Origin of the sequence: Fulvivirga sp. (genome assembly GCF_040220315.1) — a bacterium.
GTDB lineage: Bacteria > Bacteroidota > Bacteroidia > Cytophagales > Cyclobacteriaceae > Fulvivirga.
Genome location: NZ_JAVJUY010000148.1, coordinates 1 through 17,099, shown reverse-complemented (window position 1 = coordinate 17,099; position 17,099 = coordinate 1). Strand labels below are relative to the sequence as shown.

Below are 17,099 nucleotides of genomic sequence, written 5' to 3'. Positions count from 1 at the left end.
CCTATAATATTTGCCGTTCAACATATTTTAACAGCTGACTGAAAAGTTCTACGTATTAGGTGTAGGTAGTAAAAACTTCATATGACAACGAAAAGTAAAATGTGGCTTCGGGGAATAATTATTCTGGTTTTATCGGTACAGTTTCTCGGGGCCGCTTTTGCTAAATTAACGGGCCAAATGTGTGAACATTTTATGGCCAATGGCCTGGGCTACGAGTTTATGATGTTCATAGGATTCTTAGAAGCCATTTCTGTATTAGGACTTTTCATTCCTGGCACTAGAGTAAAGGCAAGCCTTATTCAGATGGCTATTATGTGCGGTGCAATGTACACTCACTTTCAGACATTGGATGTATTAATGATACTTGTGAATATCACAAACATTGGTCTATCGAGCATTATTATCTGGGTAGAGCTCGATAAGAAGTATATGTCGGATGAAATGCTGCTTAAAGGGAAGGAAGTTTAATTCGTTACTTCGCTCTGCGCTCATTGCCCCATGCCCTGTGCTCATTAACCCAACCCATACTTATTCAACCTACGATACAGCGCAGTGCGCGTTAAACCCAGTTGCTTAGCCGTTTGAGTTACATTACCATCATTTTCTTTTAATGACTTTTGAATAAACACTTTCTCCATTTCATCAAGTGTTATGGCATCTTCGGCAGAATGTGACTGGGAAGAAGTTGATGTTGAAATAAACTGATCAGCATTAGTGATCACTTTTTCTTCCGATAATATTATAGCTCGCTCGGTGGCATGCTGCAATTCTCGAACGTTGCCGGGCCAAGGGTATACTTTTAGCTTTTCAATTACTTGCTCATCTACCGATATCAACGGCTTCTGATATTTCTTGCAGAATATTTGAATGAAGTGATTAAGTAGTATCGGAATATCTTCTTTTCTTTCCCTTAATGGAGGAAGTTCAATGGCTACCGTGTTGATTCTATATAAAAGATCTTGCCTGAAAGTACCCTCATTTACCATTTGGTTGAGATTCATGTTGGTGGCTGATAAAAGCCTAAAATCAACACTTATTTCCTTGGCTGAACCCACTTTATTGATTCTCTGAGTTTGCAATGCAGTGAGTAATTTAGCTTGCAGAGGTAACGAGAGGTTGCCGAGTTCATCAAGAAAAAGTGTACCATTTTGAGCCATTTCAAACCGCCCCATTTTGTCAGCTTTGGCATCCGTAAATGCACCTTTCACATGCCCAAAAAGCTCCGATTCAAAAAGCGATTCGGTGATAGCTCCTAAATCGACATTGATAAACGATTCGTTACTTCTTTTGGAAAGGTCGTGTAAAGCTCTTGCCACCAATTCTTTACCGGTTCCATTTTCGCCTAAAATAAGTACATTGGCATCAGTTGTGGCCACTTTGCTTATAAGGTCTTTCACCTTTTCAATGGCCGCAGATGTTCCAATTAAATTTTTGAATGGGTCGTTCTGCTGTTGTACAGCTTTTAATCGGGTAATCTCCTTTTTAGATTTTCTATGCTGAATGGCAGAAAGAATGGTGCCTAGTAGCTTTTGGTTTTTCCATGGTTTAAGAATGAAGTCGGCAGCACCCATTTTCATGGCTTTTACCGCTAAATCAACTTCACCATAGGCTGTAATGAGAATCACTATCGCTTCCGGGTCGAGCTCTAAAATTTTAGAGAGGTAATGAAAACCTTCTTCACCATCATTGACACCCTTCTTAAAATTCATGTCAAGCAGAATAACATCATAATCTTTGATTTCGAAGTAGCCTGGGATCTTTTCAGGGTTTTCTTCGATATCAACGCTTGAGAATTCTTGCTTCAGAAACATGCGGGCTGTTTCGAGTACATCACGATCATCATCTACAATGAGTATGTTGGCATTGGTTTTCATTCACTCCAAAAATGAATGAATAGAAGTATAGAAACAACAAAAGTGTATCATTTATGATACACTTTTAAATTGTTATTGATATAAATATTCCCCTCTTGGGAGGGGTAAGGGGTGGGTAAAACTATGTGTTTTATGAGTACCCACCCTCAGCCCCTCCCAGGAGGGGAGTTATTTGATTGGGTCAATTAATTCAATTTCTCAATCGGCCTAACCTCAACACCACCACCGTATCTCACATGCGGGTGTTTATTGGCTATGGCAAGTGCCGCCTCAAAATCATTGGCCAGAATGATGAAGTAACCAGATAGCGCACTATTCGAATTTCTGGTACTCTGGTTGCCTAACCACTTGCCATTATCGGCCAACTTTTCTGCGCCACTTAACTTGCCCTGATCACTCATAGCAATGGCCCAGTTGGTGTATTCTTCCACGAGATTACTCATATTATTTGGTGCGAATGATTCATTTTCATACAAGAAAAGGGCGTACTGGTTCATGCTAGTCGGTGGTACGCTTGAGTTCGTAAATGTGGTTCCAATAAATAGTCCGCATACCAAAGCAGTTACGGTTGCTGCGGCCCAATAAATGTGTATTTGTTTCATGTTCGTTTCATTTTTAATTAATTCTAGCTGAATGAGTCGATCAGTCACCTTGCTTTTCAAGTGTTCAGGCGCTTTTATGTCGGCCTTCAATTTTTCAAATACCTGACTTTCTTCGTTAGTGAGATTATCATTTTTCATACTGATAGTCTTTCATTAATTCTCTCATTCTTTTTCTGGCCTGGAAGAGCTGACTTTTGCTGGTGCCTTCATTGATGTTAAGTATGTCGGCAATTTCACGATGTTTATAGCCTTCCAAATCATGTAATAGTAATACCATTCGAAAACCTTGCGGCAGCGCCTTTATTGTTTCCTCTAAATCCATGGAAACAGAAGTATGGGCTTCGATAGAGTTTTCAAATTGTAATTCATCGATGTCGTCAGTTACTTTAAGTTTTTTTCGCAAATGGTCATAGTTCTTATTGATCAATATGCGCGTCATCCAGGTAGAAAGTCTCGACCGGCCTTCAAACTTTTCGAGGCTCTGAATTATTACTACCCAGGTTTCTTGAATCAGGTCATGCAGGTAGCTATCATTTCCTTTTGAAAGGAAATAAGCCACTCGATACAAGGCAGGGTTGCAGTACTCATAAAGCCTGTTAAAACTTTCGGTAGACCCGTCCTTTAAAAAGCTTTCTACTAGTTCTTTGTCGGTTGAATTCAATTCCTGCAATTTGACCATTAGTGTATGTAAGATAGTAAATGGTTGTATGAGTTGAAGAATTATTTTGTATCGTTTTCATTACATTACACTGTATCGTTTTTGATACACCCTAATTAATCCAGATCTTTAAATTCCTTGTTTTTGGTAAATGGAGAGAGTTTGCCTTAAATGGCATCTATTTTGGCATTCACTATTCAAATTTTGGAACGATGCTCAGAAATTATCTAAAAATCACCCTCAGGAATATTAAAAAAGATAAGTGGTTTTCGCTTATCAATGTCATCGGTTTAACAATAGGTATAGCGGGCAGCCTGCTCATATACATTCATATAAAACATGAATTGAGCTATGATAACTTCCACAACGACTCTGAAAGACTTTACAGGGTAGTTCGGTTTACAGAAACTGCTCAGGGAAGAGATTATGAACAAAACGTCCCTTATCCATTAATCAATGCATTACGAACCGATTTCAGCCAATTTGAAGCTGCTACGCTTTATCATAGTGACGAAGATGCTACCGCAATTGTTGATGGCGAAAAGTTCAGGTTTGAATACGGCATATTTGCAGATTCAAGTTTTTTTGATGTTTTCAACTTTAAAGTGCTTAGTGGTGATCCGGCAAAGAGTCTTGGCGAACCCAACTTCGTTTTCCTTTCTGCTTCTACGGCAAAACGTCTGTTTAATGATAAAGACCCAATTGGCAGGAAAATAAAGTTCAATAACAAGCTGGAAGTGGAAGTGGTAGGTCTTTTTGAAGATATCCCTGCCAACACAGAGCATGAATTTGAATACGTAATTTCTTACCCTTCTTTTTCAAGCGAGTATTTTGGTGATTTAGACATTGACTCATGGCAGATGAGTGCAGAAGGTTATGCTTATGTAAGGCTATTGCCAGGTGTAAAAAAACCTGAAGTGGAAGGTCTATTTAAGTCAGTAATTCAAAAATACTATCCAGAGCAGGATGGAGGCAGGCGAACTTTTGTACTTCAACCAATTGATGAGGTTCATTACGATCAGCGTTGGAATAATAATGCAACCAATATTGATACGCTCATTACTATTGGCCTCATTGGCGCATTCATTCTGTTTGTTGGCTGTGTAAATTTCATTAACCTCTCTACGGCACTTGCGGTAAGAAAATCTAAAGAAATTGGCGTGAGGAAAACGCTGGGGGCTCAGAAATTTCAGTTAGTTGTTCAATTTCTGGGTGAGACATTTATTGTTACTCTGGTATCCGCTCTATTGGCCATCGCTATTGCAGAAAGGCTTATACCATTATTCAACGGCTCATTCAATACAGAATTATCTATAAACGTACTTGAAGATTACAGTATTCTGGGTTTTACGGCACTCATTGTACTAATTGTAACCATTTTAGCTGGAATCTACCCAGCCCTGGTGGTGTCCGGTTTCAGCGCCACTAAGGCATTAAAGAATAACATACACTCACAAAGCTCAAGCTCACTATTTTTGAGAAAAGGCCTGATCATCGTTCAGTTTTTTATCTCTCAAATATTAATTATTGGAACAATCATCATTTCTAGTCAAATGGAATTTTTCCTAAACCAACCACTCGGGTTTAATAAAGATGCAGTGATCAATATTGGTTTAGGACAAAATGATTTAGACAAGCAAAAAACCTTTAGGGAGCGATTGATAAGGAATCCGAACATCAAAGAAGTATCATTTAACCTGGGGGCTCCTATCACGGAAAGTAATTTTGAAACATACTTTTGGCCATCAGATCAGACTTCTGAACAAGGCATGCAGGTAGAGGTGAAGCCTGCTGACATTCACTACAACGAAACTTATGGGATAGAATTATTGCATGGTAGATGGTTCACTGAATCGGACGAACAACTGGCAACTAATATCTTCCAAGAAGATGCTTCCGAAAAGGCACTTGTTTACATTTTGAATGAAACTGCCGTTAAGAAAATGGGCTTTGCTGACCCTGAGGAGGCCGTAGGTACCCTGATCACATCAGGTGTAGGAGGTATGACAGGCCCAATAATTGGTATCGTAAAAGATTTTCACACGAAGTCATTTCACAATGCTATTAGCCCCACCATGATCGTTAACTTCCCAATGTTCTACTATAATGCTGGTGTTAATATAACAGCTCAGAATAGTCGTGAAACCATTGCTTTCATGAAAGACACTTTTGAAGAAGTATACCCTGAGCAGATTTTTGAGTATGACTTTATGGACAATTCAGTGGCTGAGTTGTATCAGACAGAAGAAAGAGCTTATAATCTTCTGGTTGTGTTTAGTTTACTTTCAATTTTTATATCGTGTTTGGGTTTACTTGGCGTGATCTCCTTTGTTGTAGCTCAAAAAACTAAAGAAGTAGGAGTAAGAAAAGTATTGGGTGCGAGTATTCCAAGTATAATGGTGCTCTTCACCAAGGACTTTCTGTCATTGGTAATAATTGCCTTTATGTTAGCAGCACCAGTTGCCTGGTATTTCTTAGATGGCTGGTTAAGCAACTTCGCTTATCAGATTGATATGCAGGTATGGTTCTTTGCTGTTGGCTTTTTTCTTTCAACGCTCATAACATTTATCACTATTGGGTATCAATCACTGAAAGCGGCCATATCTAACCCTGTGAATGCACTTAGAACAGAGTAGTCATGAATAGAAATACGTTCAAGTTAATCTCCAGATTATTAGCGAAAAATAAAGCGCATACTCTCATTAATGTATTGGGGCTTAGCATTGGTATAAGTGCGGTTGTTCTAGTTGCCCTTATCATAAAATTCAATCTCAGTTTCGATACGTTTCATCCAAATACCGAGTCAGTATTTCGATTAGTGCAACACCACATTGATGGTGATCGTATTGGTCACGATGCAGCTATTCCATTTCCTATTCGTTTGAATTTCAGAGAAGACAATCCGCAGGTAGAGTACTTCACTATGATAGATGGAAATACGCCACAAGGTCTAGTTTCATTGATGCGAAATGGGCAGAAAATCAAGTTTGAAGAAGATGACGCTATTCAAGCTTTTGTACAGCCAGATTATTTTAAAATTTTTCAAGTTAACTTCATCTCTGGAGATCCAGTCCACTCATTGGACGACCCTTACACAGTCATTTTATCTGAAAACCTGGCAACAAAATACTTCGGTGATCCATCCGCAGCAATGGGTGAAGTCATTAAAATTGACAATGTATACGACTTAAAAATCACAGGTATTATCGAGAATCCACCGATGAATACCGATTTTCCTTTCGAGATGCTCATTTCGTTTTCCACGGACGAAAAGAATAGAGCCTGGGAAAGGTGGGATGCTTCTTCAACAACAGTAAATGCTATTGTAAAGCTTGCAAACGGTACTAATGTAAAGTCGTTTCATGAGCAAATTGTCAATTACATACAAGATAGAAAGGCAGAATCTGATCCAACCATTATAGAGCTAGCCTTGCAGCCTTTGGAGGAAATTCACCACGATGAAAACTACTTTAACTACGGTGAAAGGACCGCTACCTATAATGAAATTTATTCCATGGCTGTACTAGGGTTACTACTTTTAGTAACTGCATGTATCAACTTTATTAACCTCAATACAGCATTTGCTGTAAAGCGATCCAGAGAAATAGGTATTAAAAAAGTCCTGGGAGGATCCAGAGCATCAATCCAATTACAATACCTCTTAGAAACAGGGTTTATTACACTAATATCTATTGGCATTGCATTAGGGTTAGCAGAACTCATGCTCATTGGTATCGACACAATCATTGGGTATAGACTACCTGGTATTGAATATAATATTGAGCTTTTTGCTTCCCTGGCTATACTTTTAATTGTTGTTACATTTCTAGCCGGCTTATATCCTTCTTTCATCATCTCCAGATTTTCACCAATAGAAGCATTAAAAAATAAAATCACTAACACATCGCGAGGTGGCTTTTCGCTGCGAAAGGTGCTGATTGTTGGTCAAATATTGGTATCGCAATTCCTGATTATTGCTGTTTTAGTAGTCATGAGGCAGGTAAATTACTTTATGGAACAGCCTATGGGTATCGATTCGGAGGCAGTAGTTGAGTTTAGAATTCCAACTACGGAAGTTGATTTAGCCCTATTGGGTGAACGGATCAACGCAATAGATGGTGTACAGTCAGTTTCATTCTCCAATACGGGAACTGCTTCTGAAAATACATGGGGTGGCCTGGCCAAATTTGATAATGGTAAAGAAATAATTAATACTCATTTGCAAGTGAAGCTTGCTGACAGTAGTTATTTATATACATATGGAGTGAAGTTGATAGCAGGTAGAAATGTATCTAACAGAGATACAATCAGAAGCTACTTAATTAATGAAAAGGCTTTATCAGATTTAATGCTTAGTAATCCTGAGGAGGCTTTGGGGCGAAAACTAAATGTATGGGGTGAAGATGGCACCATCATCGGTGTGATAGAAAATTTTAATACCATGTCCCTACATCATTCTCAACGGCCAATTGCGCTATGGTATGCGCCATCTATGCATTATCGTGGAGCAGTGAAGTTAACAGGAGTCAATACCAAAAGTACCATTAACAGAGTACAAGAAGAGTGGGAAGCATTTTTTGGGGATTACTTTTTCAACTATTACTTCCTGGATGATGAAATAGCCAATTTTTATAAAGAAGAACAAAGGCTTGGTAGAACCTTCGGAGTTTTATCCGGTGTCGCAATTTTTATAGGTGTGATTGGTTTACTCGGTCTAATGTCATTCATGGTTAACTCCAAATTGAAGGAAATAGGAATTCGAAAAGTGCTAGGTGCAAAAATCAGTCAGATTCTGGCATTGTTTTCAGTTGACTTTGTGAAGCTATCAATTATTGCTTTTGCCTTTGCGGCACCAATAGGGTGGTACGTTATGAACAGCTGGCTCAATGACTTTGCTTTCAGGATTGAGATTGGAGCTATGGTGTTTGTTTTATCCATAGGAATTTCACTCTTCTTCACGCTGGTAACTATCAGCTATAAATCGCTAAAGGCGGCCATGGTAAATCCGGTAGATGTACTAAAAGACGAATAACAACAAACTCATGATAAGAAATTACCTGATAACAACACTGAGAAATCTGACCAGAAACGCAACAAACACGGTCATAAATGTAGTAGGTTTGTCGCTGGGAATTGGTTGCGCAATCATCCTATTTCTACTAGCTGCGTATTCTAACAGCTACAATACCTTCGAAGATAATTACGATCGTATCTACAGGCTCGTAAACTCATCTGACGGTCAGGGTGGGCAACGCGATTACACAACAGGCGTACCAACGCCTCTGCCTTACGTGCTCAAAGAAGAGCTTTCAGATGTGGAGCAAATCGCCCATGTTCGGGATCATTATGAGGAAATGATGTTCACCGTAAATCCTGACTCACAAAGCCCACAATATTTTGAATTGCGTGACAGGCGCCTCGCTTTTACTGAAAATAGCTATTTCTATATTTTTACTAAAAAGTGGCTAGCAGGTGATAAATCTACTGCATTGCTAAAACCCGGCAGCACAGTAATTTCAGAATCAGTGGCTAAACAGTTATTTCCCAATGGCAATGCGCTGGGTCAATCAGTTATATTTAATAAAACATATGAATTAGTGATTGATGGTATCGTGAGCAATCAGCCGGAAAACTCGGATATGCCTCATGAAATATTCATTTCGCTAAAAACGCTTGATGAAAAAATTGAAGATGGTTCTTGGGGGAGTGTGAGTAGTAATGATCAATGCTATATGCTTTTTCCTGAGGGGGTTGTTCCGACTGAAAGTTTTCAGGAAAGGATTATGGCAATTCGATCAAAATTTGTGGATAATGATAATAACTCACTCTACGAAGTGCAACCTATGAGCGACCTGCACTTTAATGAGAAGTGGTCCAATTTAACATATGACAGTATAACGAGAGACCAGTTGATGGTGATAGTGATTGTGGCTATATTCTTACTTATAACCGCATGCATCAATTTTGTCAATCTTTCTACAGCCATTGCAGTAAAACGCTCTAAAGAAGTTGGAATAAGAAAAGTGCTGGGAGGTACTAAAAAACAGTTGGCACTTCAATTTTTATCTGAGGCCTTTTTTATCGTTTTGATATCTGTGATTGTGGGTATTGGCATATCAGAGCTAATACTTATTTATCTCAATCCTTTTCTGGAAATTAATCTGGATATATCGTTTTCAGACATTACATTTTTAGGATTACTAGGCGCAGGAACACTGATTATTACATTTCTTGCGGGCTTTTATCCTTCTTTAGTTTTGTCTGGGTTTAAACCTGCGCTTGCTCTTAAGAATAAAATAACCAACAAACATGCTGGCGGTATTTCATTACGGAAGGGGTTGGTCGTATTTCAGTTTTTTATCTCACAGGTGTTCATCATGGGAACGCTTATTGTGCTTTTTCAGATGGATTATCTCAAAGAAAGGGATTTAGGGTTTAGTAAAGATGCTATCATACACACCCGAATACCTGAACCAAATGTGAATAAACATAAAACATTAAAAACTGAGCTTGCCAAGCTGGCTGGAGTAGAAGAAGTAAGCACCATGTTCAGTCCTCCTTCATCTGGCTCAGTGGCAGTGTCGAATTTTAAATTTGAAGACTCACCAGAGGATTTTTATACGGCTATGAAATATGCTGATGAAGACTTTCTGGAGATTTATGATATTCAACTTTTGGCGGGCAGAAATATACAGCAATCTGACACTTTGAATGAAGTAGTTGTTAACGAAAAGCTTTTGAAATATGTAGGTTTTGAAGGTACACCACGAGATGCGATAGGTAAACAGATGAAAATCTATGGTAAAAATGTTCCCATTGTTGGTGTAATGAAAGATTTTCATTCGGTTTCGTTGCATGATGAGTTGATGACAATCACATTATTTAGCGAAGCGAGATCTTACAGAGCAGTAGCTATTAAAGTGAATATGGCTTCTTTTAAATCTACCAATGACAAAATTAAACAAGCATGGAAGAGCCTTTATCCTGAATATGATTACGAATATGAATTTTATGATAAGCAATTACAGGAGTTTTATGAGTCAGAACAGCAGTTGGCCACAGTATTTAGTTTTTTCTCAGGCATAGCCATCATCGTAGGTTGCCTTGGCCTCTTCGGGCTCGCTTCGTTCATGACCAACCAAAAGGTAAAAGAAATAGGGGTAAGAAAAACACTTGGTGCCACCGTAATGAGTATCGTTGGAATGTTCTCTGTCTCATTCCTTAAACTCATAATTATAGCCTTTGTTTTTGCAGTTCCGCTCACCTGGTATGCTTTAAATCATTGGTTGCAAAACTTTCAGTATAGGATTGATATATCACCGCAGTTTTATGCAATCGGTTTAGTGGCTACAGTTTTTGTGGCCATGCTCACAGTGGGCTATAAATCTATCAAGGCAGCTACTGCAAATCCTGTTCAATGCTTAAGAGACGAATAATATGTTTAGAAATATCTTAAAAATTGCCTATCGAAATTTTGTTAAAACCACACTATACTCATTGCTGAATGTCATAGGGTTGGCAGTAGGGATTGCTTCGTGTTTGTTAATCTCAAGCTATGTATTGCACGAAACAAGTTATGATACCTTTTATAAGGATACGGACAGAATTTATCGGGTAAACATGACCAATATTTGGATGCCAGAAGGCGGTGTGATGAGTTCTACAGTACCACCATTGGCGTTAGTGTTGAGTGCAGATTATCCTGAGATTGAATCGGCATTGCGAATAAACACAATGGGCAGCAACATCTTCAGATTAGAGAATGATCGGAAAATGACATCGTATTATGAAGAAGATATTCTCGCAGCAGACTCAAATTTCTTCTCATTTTTTGATTTTGAATTGCTCTATGGCGATCCAGCCAGTGCATTAGTTGGCAAAAACAAGATTGTCATTTCTGAAGATGTAGCCATCAAATATTTTGGTAAAACAGATGTTATTGGTGAGGAAATGCTCATGGGGGAAGAAAGAACACCACTAACAATTACTGGCATTACAGCTACACAACCCACGAATGCCCATTTCAACTTTGATTTTCTAGTTTCTATTTACACAAACGAGCGAATTAAACATGTAGAGAACAACTGGATTTGGACTCAGGTAGTGACCTACGTTAAACTAGTACCTGACGCTAAACCTGAGCAACTCGAAGCGAAATTAAAAGACTTGGCTCCTACACATGCTGCACCGGTTTTAGAACGTTGGGGCATCAGCTACGATGAATTTTTAGCGGATAAAGGTGATTGGTTATTTTATGTGCAACCTGTAAAAGATATTTATCTGAATTCAGCAGCTATCGGAAACCGAATAGGGCCGGTAAGCGATGCGAAATACATGTATATATTTTCATTTACTGCCGTATTTATTCTCATTCTGGCAGTCATTAATTTTATTAACCTGGCAACAGCCAGGGCAACTGTTCGGGCAAAAGAAATAGGAATAAGAAAAGTGTTAGGCTCTGTACGATCTCAATTAATTCTTCAGTTTATATCCGAATCTATTATCAATTGCCTCATTGCCGGATTACTTGCATTAGGACTATCAGAGTTTCTCAAAATTGCGATTGAGAATTATCTAGGCTCAACTTTTCACACCACAGAGTGGACAAATGTTTCAACACTTTTAATCATCTTCATGGCTCTCATTGTACTTGGTGTTATGGCAGGTTTATATCCGGCCTTTAGCATATCTGCTTACAAACCAGTGAATGTATTAAAAGGTCAGTTGCGTTCAGGCAACAAAGCCAAGTGGTTTAGAAATGCATTGGTGGTACTTCAGTTCAGCATATCTTCCACACTTATGATCTGCACTTTTATTGTTTATCAACAGCTTCAGTTCTTTACTGAGAAAGATTTAGGTTATGATAGAGAAAATGTAATTGTCCTTAACTGGGCAGATAAATTGGGTACACACCTAGATAAATTTCATCATGAAATTCTAAATCACCCGCAGGTGATTAATGCATCAGTAAGTATGGATGTAATCGGGCGAGGTTCGTATGAAGATATTTTTGGTGATGTTGCTTCTGGCTATGAGCAACCCATTGCTATGATGAAGGCAGATGAGCGGCAATTAGAAACCATGAAAATCGATTTGGTACATGGCCGATTCTTTAAAGAAGGAAATAAAGCAGATGAGCGTTCTGTAGTCATCAATGAGTCTACTATGGAACTGTTTGGTTACACAGAAGAGAATGTGCTCGGTCAGGAAATTTACTATGGTGGTGACGACATGGGTAAAGCAAAAGTGATCGGGGTTGTGAAAGACTTCAACTTTTACACATTGCACGCACCTATTGCTCCTTACATATTTTATCACATTAACGCTGGTTCGGGAGTTTGGGGCAATGCCAGAGTTATATCTATTAGAACAAGGGAGGGCAATCCTGCCGAGTTCATTCAATTTCTTGAAAACAAATGGAATGCGTACGTAGATAATGCGCCTTTCGACTTTAGTTTTTTAGATCAGGAATATGAAAATCAATACCGACAAGAACAGCAGCTGGGTGGTTTATTTGCTGTATTTACAGTAATAGCCATACTCATTGCTTGTCTTGGCCTATTTGGTTTAGCTTCTTATGTCACGAATGAACGAGTGAAAGAAATTGGCATCAGAAAGGTATTGGGCGCATCTGTAATGGATATTCTGAGTCAATTTAGTGGGGGCTTTGGCAAGCTTATTCTAATTTCATTGATTATTGCCGCACCTATTGCATGGTACGCGATGGACAATTGGTTGTCTCAGTTCATTTATCGTATCGACATCCAGTGGTGGGTTTTTGTGGTAATTGGGGGCATTGTCTTGATTATTTCGTCTTTTACCGTTGGTTATCATTCCATTAAGGCTTCATTAACCAACCCAACAGATGTATTAACTGATGAATAGGTAAATCCAATTTACAGGTTTAACGAATAATTTGCCTGCAATTAGTATATTGTTGTTCAGTTCGAGCTGAATGAAAAACCTTGCAAGCTATATTATTTGTTTATTTACATGTTTCCCACTTTTGGAAACGCAGGCTAATAAATTAGATAGCCTTAAACAAGCGCTTACAACTTCAGGGTCAGATTCAGCCAAATCGTATATTCTTATAAATTTAGCAAAGCAGGTATATGCTTCAGACATGGATCAGGCAAGAGATTATTGCCTGCAAGCACTTGATTTATCTGTAGCATCTAACCAAATGGATCCTTTTGCTAATGCCCATAACATTCTGGGATTGTACCATGAAAGCAAAAGCAATTTTACTAAAGCACACGAATTTTTGATTTCAGGGTTAAGCGTAGCGCAGGAGTTAGGCGATTCGCTGTTGGTTTCTAAATTTTATAATAACCTGGGCCTCGTATACAAAAATACCGGCAGGTTGCAGTTGGCAGTGGAATATTATTTGAAGTCACTGCGTATGGCAGAGGAAATAGGTACTCCTATTGATGTGGCCGCTTCGCACAACAATCTGGCAATTGTTTATAAGCTATTAGGAGATTACAGCAATTCAAGAGAATACACCCGCAAAGCATATGAAATATTTTCAATAGCTGGCGATAGCGTGGGTATGTCAGCAGCATTAAACAATCTGGGCCTTAATTTTAAAGATGCCAGAAATTACGATTCTGCACTCCACTATTTAAGACAATCATTAGACATTAAAGAGGCTATTAATTACAGAAAAGGGTTGGTTACCGCGCTCTACAATATAGGTGAGCTTTATCTTGATGTAGGCCTGGAAATTGAATCATTAGAATATTTTGAAAGATCACTAGAAATAGCCAATGAAGAGGGGGTAAAACGTCATATTGCAAAAGCGTATCATCACAAAGCGAATGCACTATTCAAACTTGGGCGGGTAGATGAAGCAATTACTAACTATCACTCATCCCTTAAAATTAATCAGGCTGTTGGTGTGCCCATTGAAACAAAAGAGGACTATAAAATGCTGGCCAAAAGTTTTGAACGGAAGGGGGACTTTAGCAAGGCGTATGAGTACCAGTCCAAAGTATTAATGTTGGGCGATTCTTTATTTGATATTCAGATGGGTGAAGCTGTTACTAATTTAAGGTTTCAGTATGATTTAGATGTCAAAAATCAGGAAATTGAAACCTTAAAATCGAGAGAAGCACAATCACAATTAAAAAGCGAAAAGGATCGCCTCATTTATTATTTTTCTTTTGTTATTATACTTTTTATGGTTGTTTTGATCATTATCCTTGTGAGAAATAACAAAAAGCAAAAAGAAGCGAACATTAAAATTGATGTTCAAAAAAAGGAGTTAGAAAGAGCCCACGCACTAATAAGCCAAAAGAATGAACAGCTTTCAAGTAAGAATACTGATCTGGAAGAAGAAGTTTTGCTTAGAACAGAAGAGCTAAACAAACTTTTGAAAGAATTTGATCTATTTGTTTATAAGTCTGCACATGATTTAAGAAATCCAGTAGCTCAAATATTAGGTATTTATAATTTATTGAAGATAGATAAAGACAATCCAGAGCTGCTCGATAAATTAAAAAGTACCGCTGAATTAATGGATAAGTTACTATCGAAGCTTAGTACCATTCATATCATCAGAAATAAAGAAATCGACTACAGTTGGATATCGTTGGAAAAACTGGTGCATGATCTCATGGAAAAGCATGAGTCAGATAATGCCCTAACAAATATTAAAGTGCAGGTGGTGAATCCTGATGAAGTCATGTTTAAAAGTGACAGGGATATGATGTTAAATTTGCTGGATGAGCTGATTTCCAACTCTATTAAATACCGAAATGAAAGTACGAGGCTGAAAGTAACTATCGCTTTAGAGCTGAGTGGTGAAGGGGTTAGGTTGGTCTTTTCAGATAACGGTTCCGGAATTGATATCGAACATCAGCCGAGTGTGTTTGACATGTTCTACAGGGCAAGTGAATCTTCCAAAGGCCATGGCTTGGGCCTCTATCAGGTGCTTGTTATAGTTAGAAAGCTAAACGGTAAAATCGAACTCATTAAATCAGATAAATCGGGCACACAGTTCGAAATCCTACTTCAGGCAGAAACTAAAAGTAATACCAAAGTCTCCGATATCGACCAGTTTTAATAATGGTGTCCGATATCAAACACTATATTCCATAAGCGGACAATTCATAACTGTATAAATTACGTACATTCGTATCATACGGCCTGTAATGCCTTATTTGATACTTGGCATATTTATTGGCTTAATGTTTCACAATTAAATAAGTCGGAATGATAAAACTTAAGAATGTCGACAAATATGTCGATAGCAGATTTCAGAGAACATTCATCTTAAAAGGGGTTGACCGGGCGGTGAAAGTGGGTGAATTTGTTACCATCCGGGGGCCAGGTGGGGCGGGAAAATCTTCGATTATGAACATCATCGGTATGTTAGACGAGCCTTCTCAGGGTGAGTATTACTTCTATGATGAGCCTGTACATAAGATGAAAGAGCGTAAGAAATCAGAAATGCATAAGCATCATATTGGTTTCATCTTTCAGGCGTATCATCTTATAGATGAACTGACAGTATATGAAAACATTGAAACCCCCTTGCTATATAAAGGAGTAAAAGGCTCTGAAAGAAAAAGTATGGTGGCTGAAATGCTGGATAGATTCCAAATGGTAGCCAAAAAAGACTTATTTCCAGAGCAGCTTTCAGGCGGACAACAGCAACTAGTAGGTGTGGCCAGGGCTATTATCGGTCAGCCAAAACTTTTGTTAGCAGATGAGCCAACAGGAAATCTACATTCTGAGCAAGGCGAAGAAATCATGGACATTTTTAAGAAGTTGAACGATGAAGGCATGACCATTATTCAGGTAACGCACTCTGAAAAGAATGCAGAATATGGCAATAGAACCATCAGGCTTGTAGATGGTGCCATCGTTTCTGACGAAAGAAAAGAAAAAGTAGGAAGTTAAATTTTACTATGAAAAGGATACTTATCTCAATAACAACAATTCTTATAAGTGCTGGAATTTCAGTAGCTCAAGAAAATACTCTTTTATTCTCAGAGGCCGTAAAGATTGCGTTAGATAATAATGTAAGTCTAAAACAACAAAACAACCAACAATATGTGAACCAGGCGCAAAAGCGTTCGAGTATGGCCAGAATTGCCCCATCAGTAAATGCATTTGCTCAGGCTTGGAGAGTGCAAGGAAACCAATTTATTGAACAGGAGGCCAGGGTTGTAAATGATGCTGAAACCTCTAACTTTTTTGGTACAATAGATGCGAATATGGTTTTATTTAATGGGATGAACAATATCAATACCATTAAGCAAGCAGATGCCAATCTTGAAGCACAGCAGCACTTAGTGGCTCGAACAAGGCAGGATGTAATAACTAATGTTTCTAATCAATATCTACAATGCTTATTGGATACCGAGTTGCTTAGAATTGCCCAAGAAGATTTGAAAAATCAGCAGACACAATTGAATCAGGTTACGGAAATGGTGAAAGCTGGAAGTAGAGCGAAAGTAGATCAGTACAATCAGGAAGCTACAGTCAAAGCTGCAGAATTGTCAGTTCTAAGAGCACAGATTAGACTGAGGAGAGATAAAGTAACGTTATCTCAAACTCTGTTAATTGACCCTGAAACTACATTTGAAATAGCACAACCCAGTTGGTCTTTTAATAGGGAAGAACTTGATGAGAATACTTTGGAAAGTTTGTACAATACTGCAATGAGTAATAGAGGAGATTTACTTAGAGCGGAGAAAAATGTGTTTTCGACCAAAAAAGGAATGGCAATAAACAGATCTGCATTTATTCCAACGCTCTCTGCTTATGGTAGTTTGAATTCACGATACAGCGATGCATCAATTCCTGATTTTTCTGACCAATTCGATACTAATCAAAGAAAAGAATATGGACTAAGACTTAGTATTCCAATATTTTCCGGTATGCAAAATAATACCAATTATGTCAGGTCACGAGTAAATCATGATAATGCTAAACTCGATTACGAAAATGCAAAAG

Annotated in this window: 11 protein-coding genes; 8 read left to right on the top strand and 3 right to left on the bottom strand. The window is 38.3% G+C overall.

All coding sequences use genetic code 11. From position 1 onward, the window contains the following. Positions 1 to 81: 81 nt before the first annotated feature. A complete protein-coding gene (locus RLO81_RS07035; protein ID WP_350109225.1) occupies positions 82 to 468 on the top strand; it encodes a DoxX family protein in 387 nt (128 codons plus the stop codon). A 44-nt stretch (positions 469 to 512) separates the two neighbouring features. On the opposite strand, the gene RLO81_RS07030 is transcribed toward RLO81_RS07035, so the two are convergent. From RLO81_RS07030 to RLO81_RS07020, 3 genes are all read right to left on the bottom strand, one after another. Beyond that, the gene (locus tag RLO81_RS07030) at positions 513 to 1,874 is read right to left on the bottom strand and encodes a sigma-54-dependent transcriptional regulator (protein WP_350109222.1); all 1,362 of its coding nucleotides are present in this window, start codon (positions 1,872 to 1,874) and stop codon (positions 513 to 515) included. A 185-nt stretch (positions 1,875 to 2,059) separates the two neighbouring features. After that, positions 2,060 to 2,614 carry a YciI family protein gene (locus tag RLO81_RS07025; RefSeq protein WP_350109219.1) on the bottom strand — a complete coding sequence of 185 codons (555 nt, stop codon included), beginning with the start codon at positions 2,612 to 2,614 and terminating at the stop codon, positions 2,060 to 2,062. Next, positions 2,604 to 3,137, bottom strand: a complete 534-nt coding sequence (locus RLO81_RS07020) for an RNA polymerase sigma factor (protein WP_350109216.1) — start codon at positions 3,135 to 3,137, stop codon at positions 2,604 to 2,606. The genes RLO81_RS07025 and RLO81_RS07020 overlap by 11 nt, the downstream gene beginning before the upstream one ends. 209 nt (positions 3,138 to 3,346) lie before the next feature. Here RLO81_RS07020 and RLO81_RS07015 point away from each other — a divergent pair, with 209 nt between their 5' ends. From RLO81_RS07015 to RLO81_RS06985, 7 genes are all read left to right on the top strand, one after another. Continuing rightward, positions 3,347 to 5,770 carry an ABC transporter permease gene (locus tag RLO81_RS07015; protein ID WP_350109213.1) on the top strand — a complete coding sequence of 808 codons (2,424 nt, stop codon included), beginning with the start codon at positions 3,347 to 3,349 and terminating at the stop codon, positions 5,768 to 5,770. Positions 5,771 to 5,772: 2 nt separating this feature from the next. After that, positions 5,773 to 8,166, top strand: coding sequence for an ABC transporter permease (locus tag RLO81_RS07010; RefSeq protein WP_350109210.1), 2,394 nt, complete (start codon positions 5,773 to 5,775; stop codon positions 8,164 to 8,166). Between the two features lie 10 nt (positions 8,167 to 8,176). Then, positions 8,177 to 10,570, top strand: coding sequence for an ABC transporter permease (locus RLO81_RS07005; RefSeq protein WP_350109207.1), 2,394 nt, complete (start codon positions 8,177 to 8,179; stop codon positions 10,568 to 10,570). A 1-nt stretch (position 10,571) separates the two neighbouring features. Beyond that, positions 10,572 to 13,019 (top strand): ABC transporter permease, encoded by a 2,448-nt coding sequence (locus RLO81_RS07000; RefSeq protein WP_350109204.1) that lies wholly within the window; start codon positions 10,572 to 10,574, stop codon positions 13,017 to 13,019. A gap of 70 nt (positions 13,020 to 13,089) precedes the next feature. After that, complete coding sequence (locus tag RLO81_RS06995) at positions 13,090 to 15,201, top strand: tetratricopeptide repeat-containing sensor histidine kinase (RefSeq protein WP_350109201.1); 2,112 nt, start codon at positions 13,090 to 13,092, stop codon at positions 15,199 to 15,201. 149 nt (positions 15,202 to 15,350) lie between these two features. Next, positions 15,351 to 16,040: an ABC transporter ATP-binding protein gene (locus RLO81_RS06990; RefSeq protein ID WP_350109198.1), complete on the top strand. Its 690-nt coding sequence runs from the start codon at positions 15,351 to 15,353 to the stop codon at positions 16,038 to 16,040. 8 nt (positions 16,041 to 16,048) lie between these two features. Next, positions 16,049 to 17,099: TolC family protein (locus RLO81_RS06985; protein WP_350109195.1), on the top strand; the 1,051-nt coding region annotated here is incomplete at its 3' end.

Coding starts and splice junctions, on each gene's coding strand:
- RLO81_RS07035 (WP_350109225.1), top strand. CDS start 82: ATGACAACGAAAAGTAAAATGTGGCTTCGGGGAATAATTATTCTGGTT.
- RLO81_RS07030 (WP_350109222.1), bottom strand. CDS start 1,874: ATGAAAACCAATGCCAACATACTCATTGTAGATGATGATCGTGATGTA.
- RLO81_RS07025 (WP_350109219.1), bottom strand. CDS start 2,614: ATGAAAAATGATAATCTCACTAACGAAGAAAGTCAGGTATTTGAAAAA.
- RLO81_RS07015 (WP_350109213.1), top strand. CDS start 3,347: ATGCTCAGAAATTATCTAAAAATCACCCTCAGGAATATTAAAAAAGAT.
- RLO81_RS07010 (WP_350109210.1), top strand. CDS start 5,773: ATGAATAGAAATACGTTCAAGTTAATCTCCAGATTATTAGCGAAAAAT.
- RLO81_RS07005 (WP_350109207.1), top strand. CDS start 8,177: ATGATAAGAAATTACCTGATAACAACACTGAGAAATCTGACCAGAAAC.
- RLO81_RS07000 (WP_350109204.1), top strand. CDS start 10,572: ATGTTTAGAAATATCTTAAAAATTGCCTATCGAAATTTTGTTAAAACC.
- RLO81_RS06995 (WP_350109201.1), top strand. CDS start 13,090: ATGAAAAACCTTGCAAGCTATATTATTTGTTTATTTACATGTTTCCCA.
- RLO81_RS06990 (WP_350109198.1), top strand. CDS start 15,351: ATGATAAAACTTAAGAATGTCGACAAATATGTCGATAGCAGATTTCAG.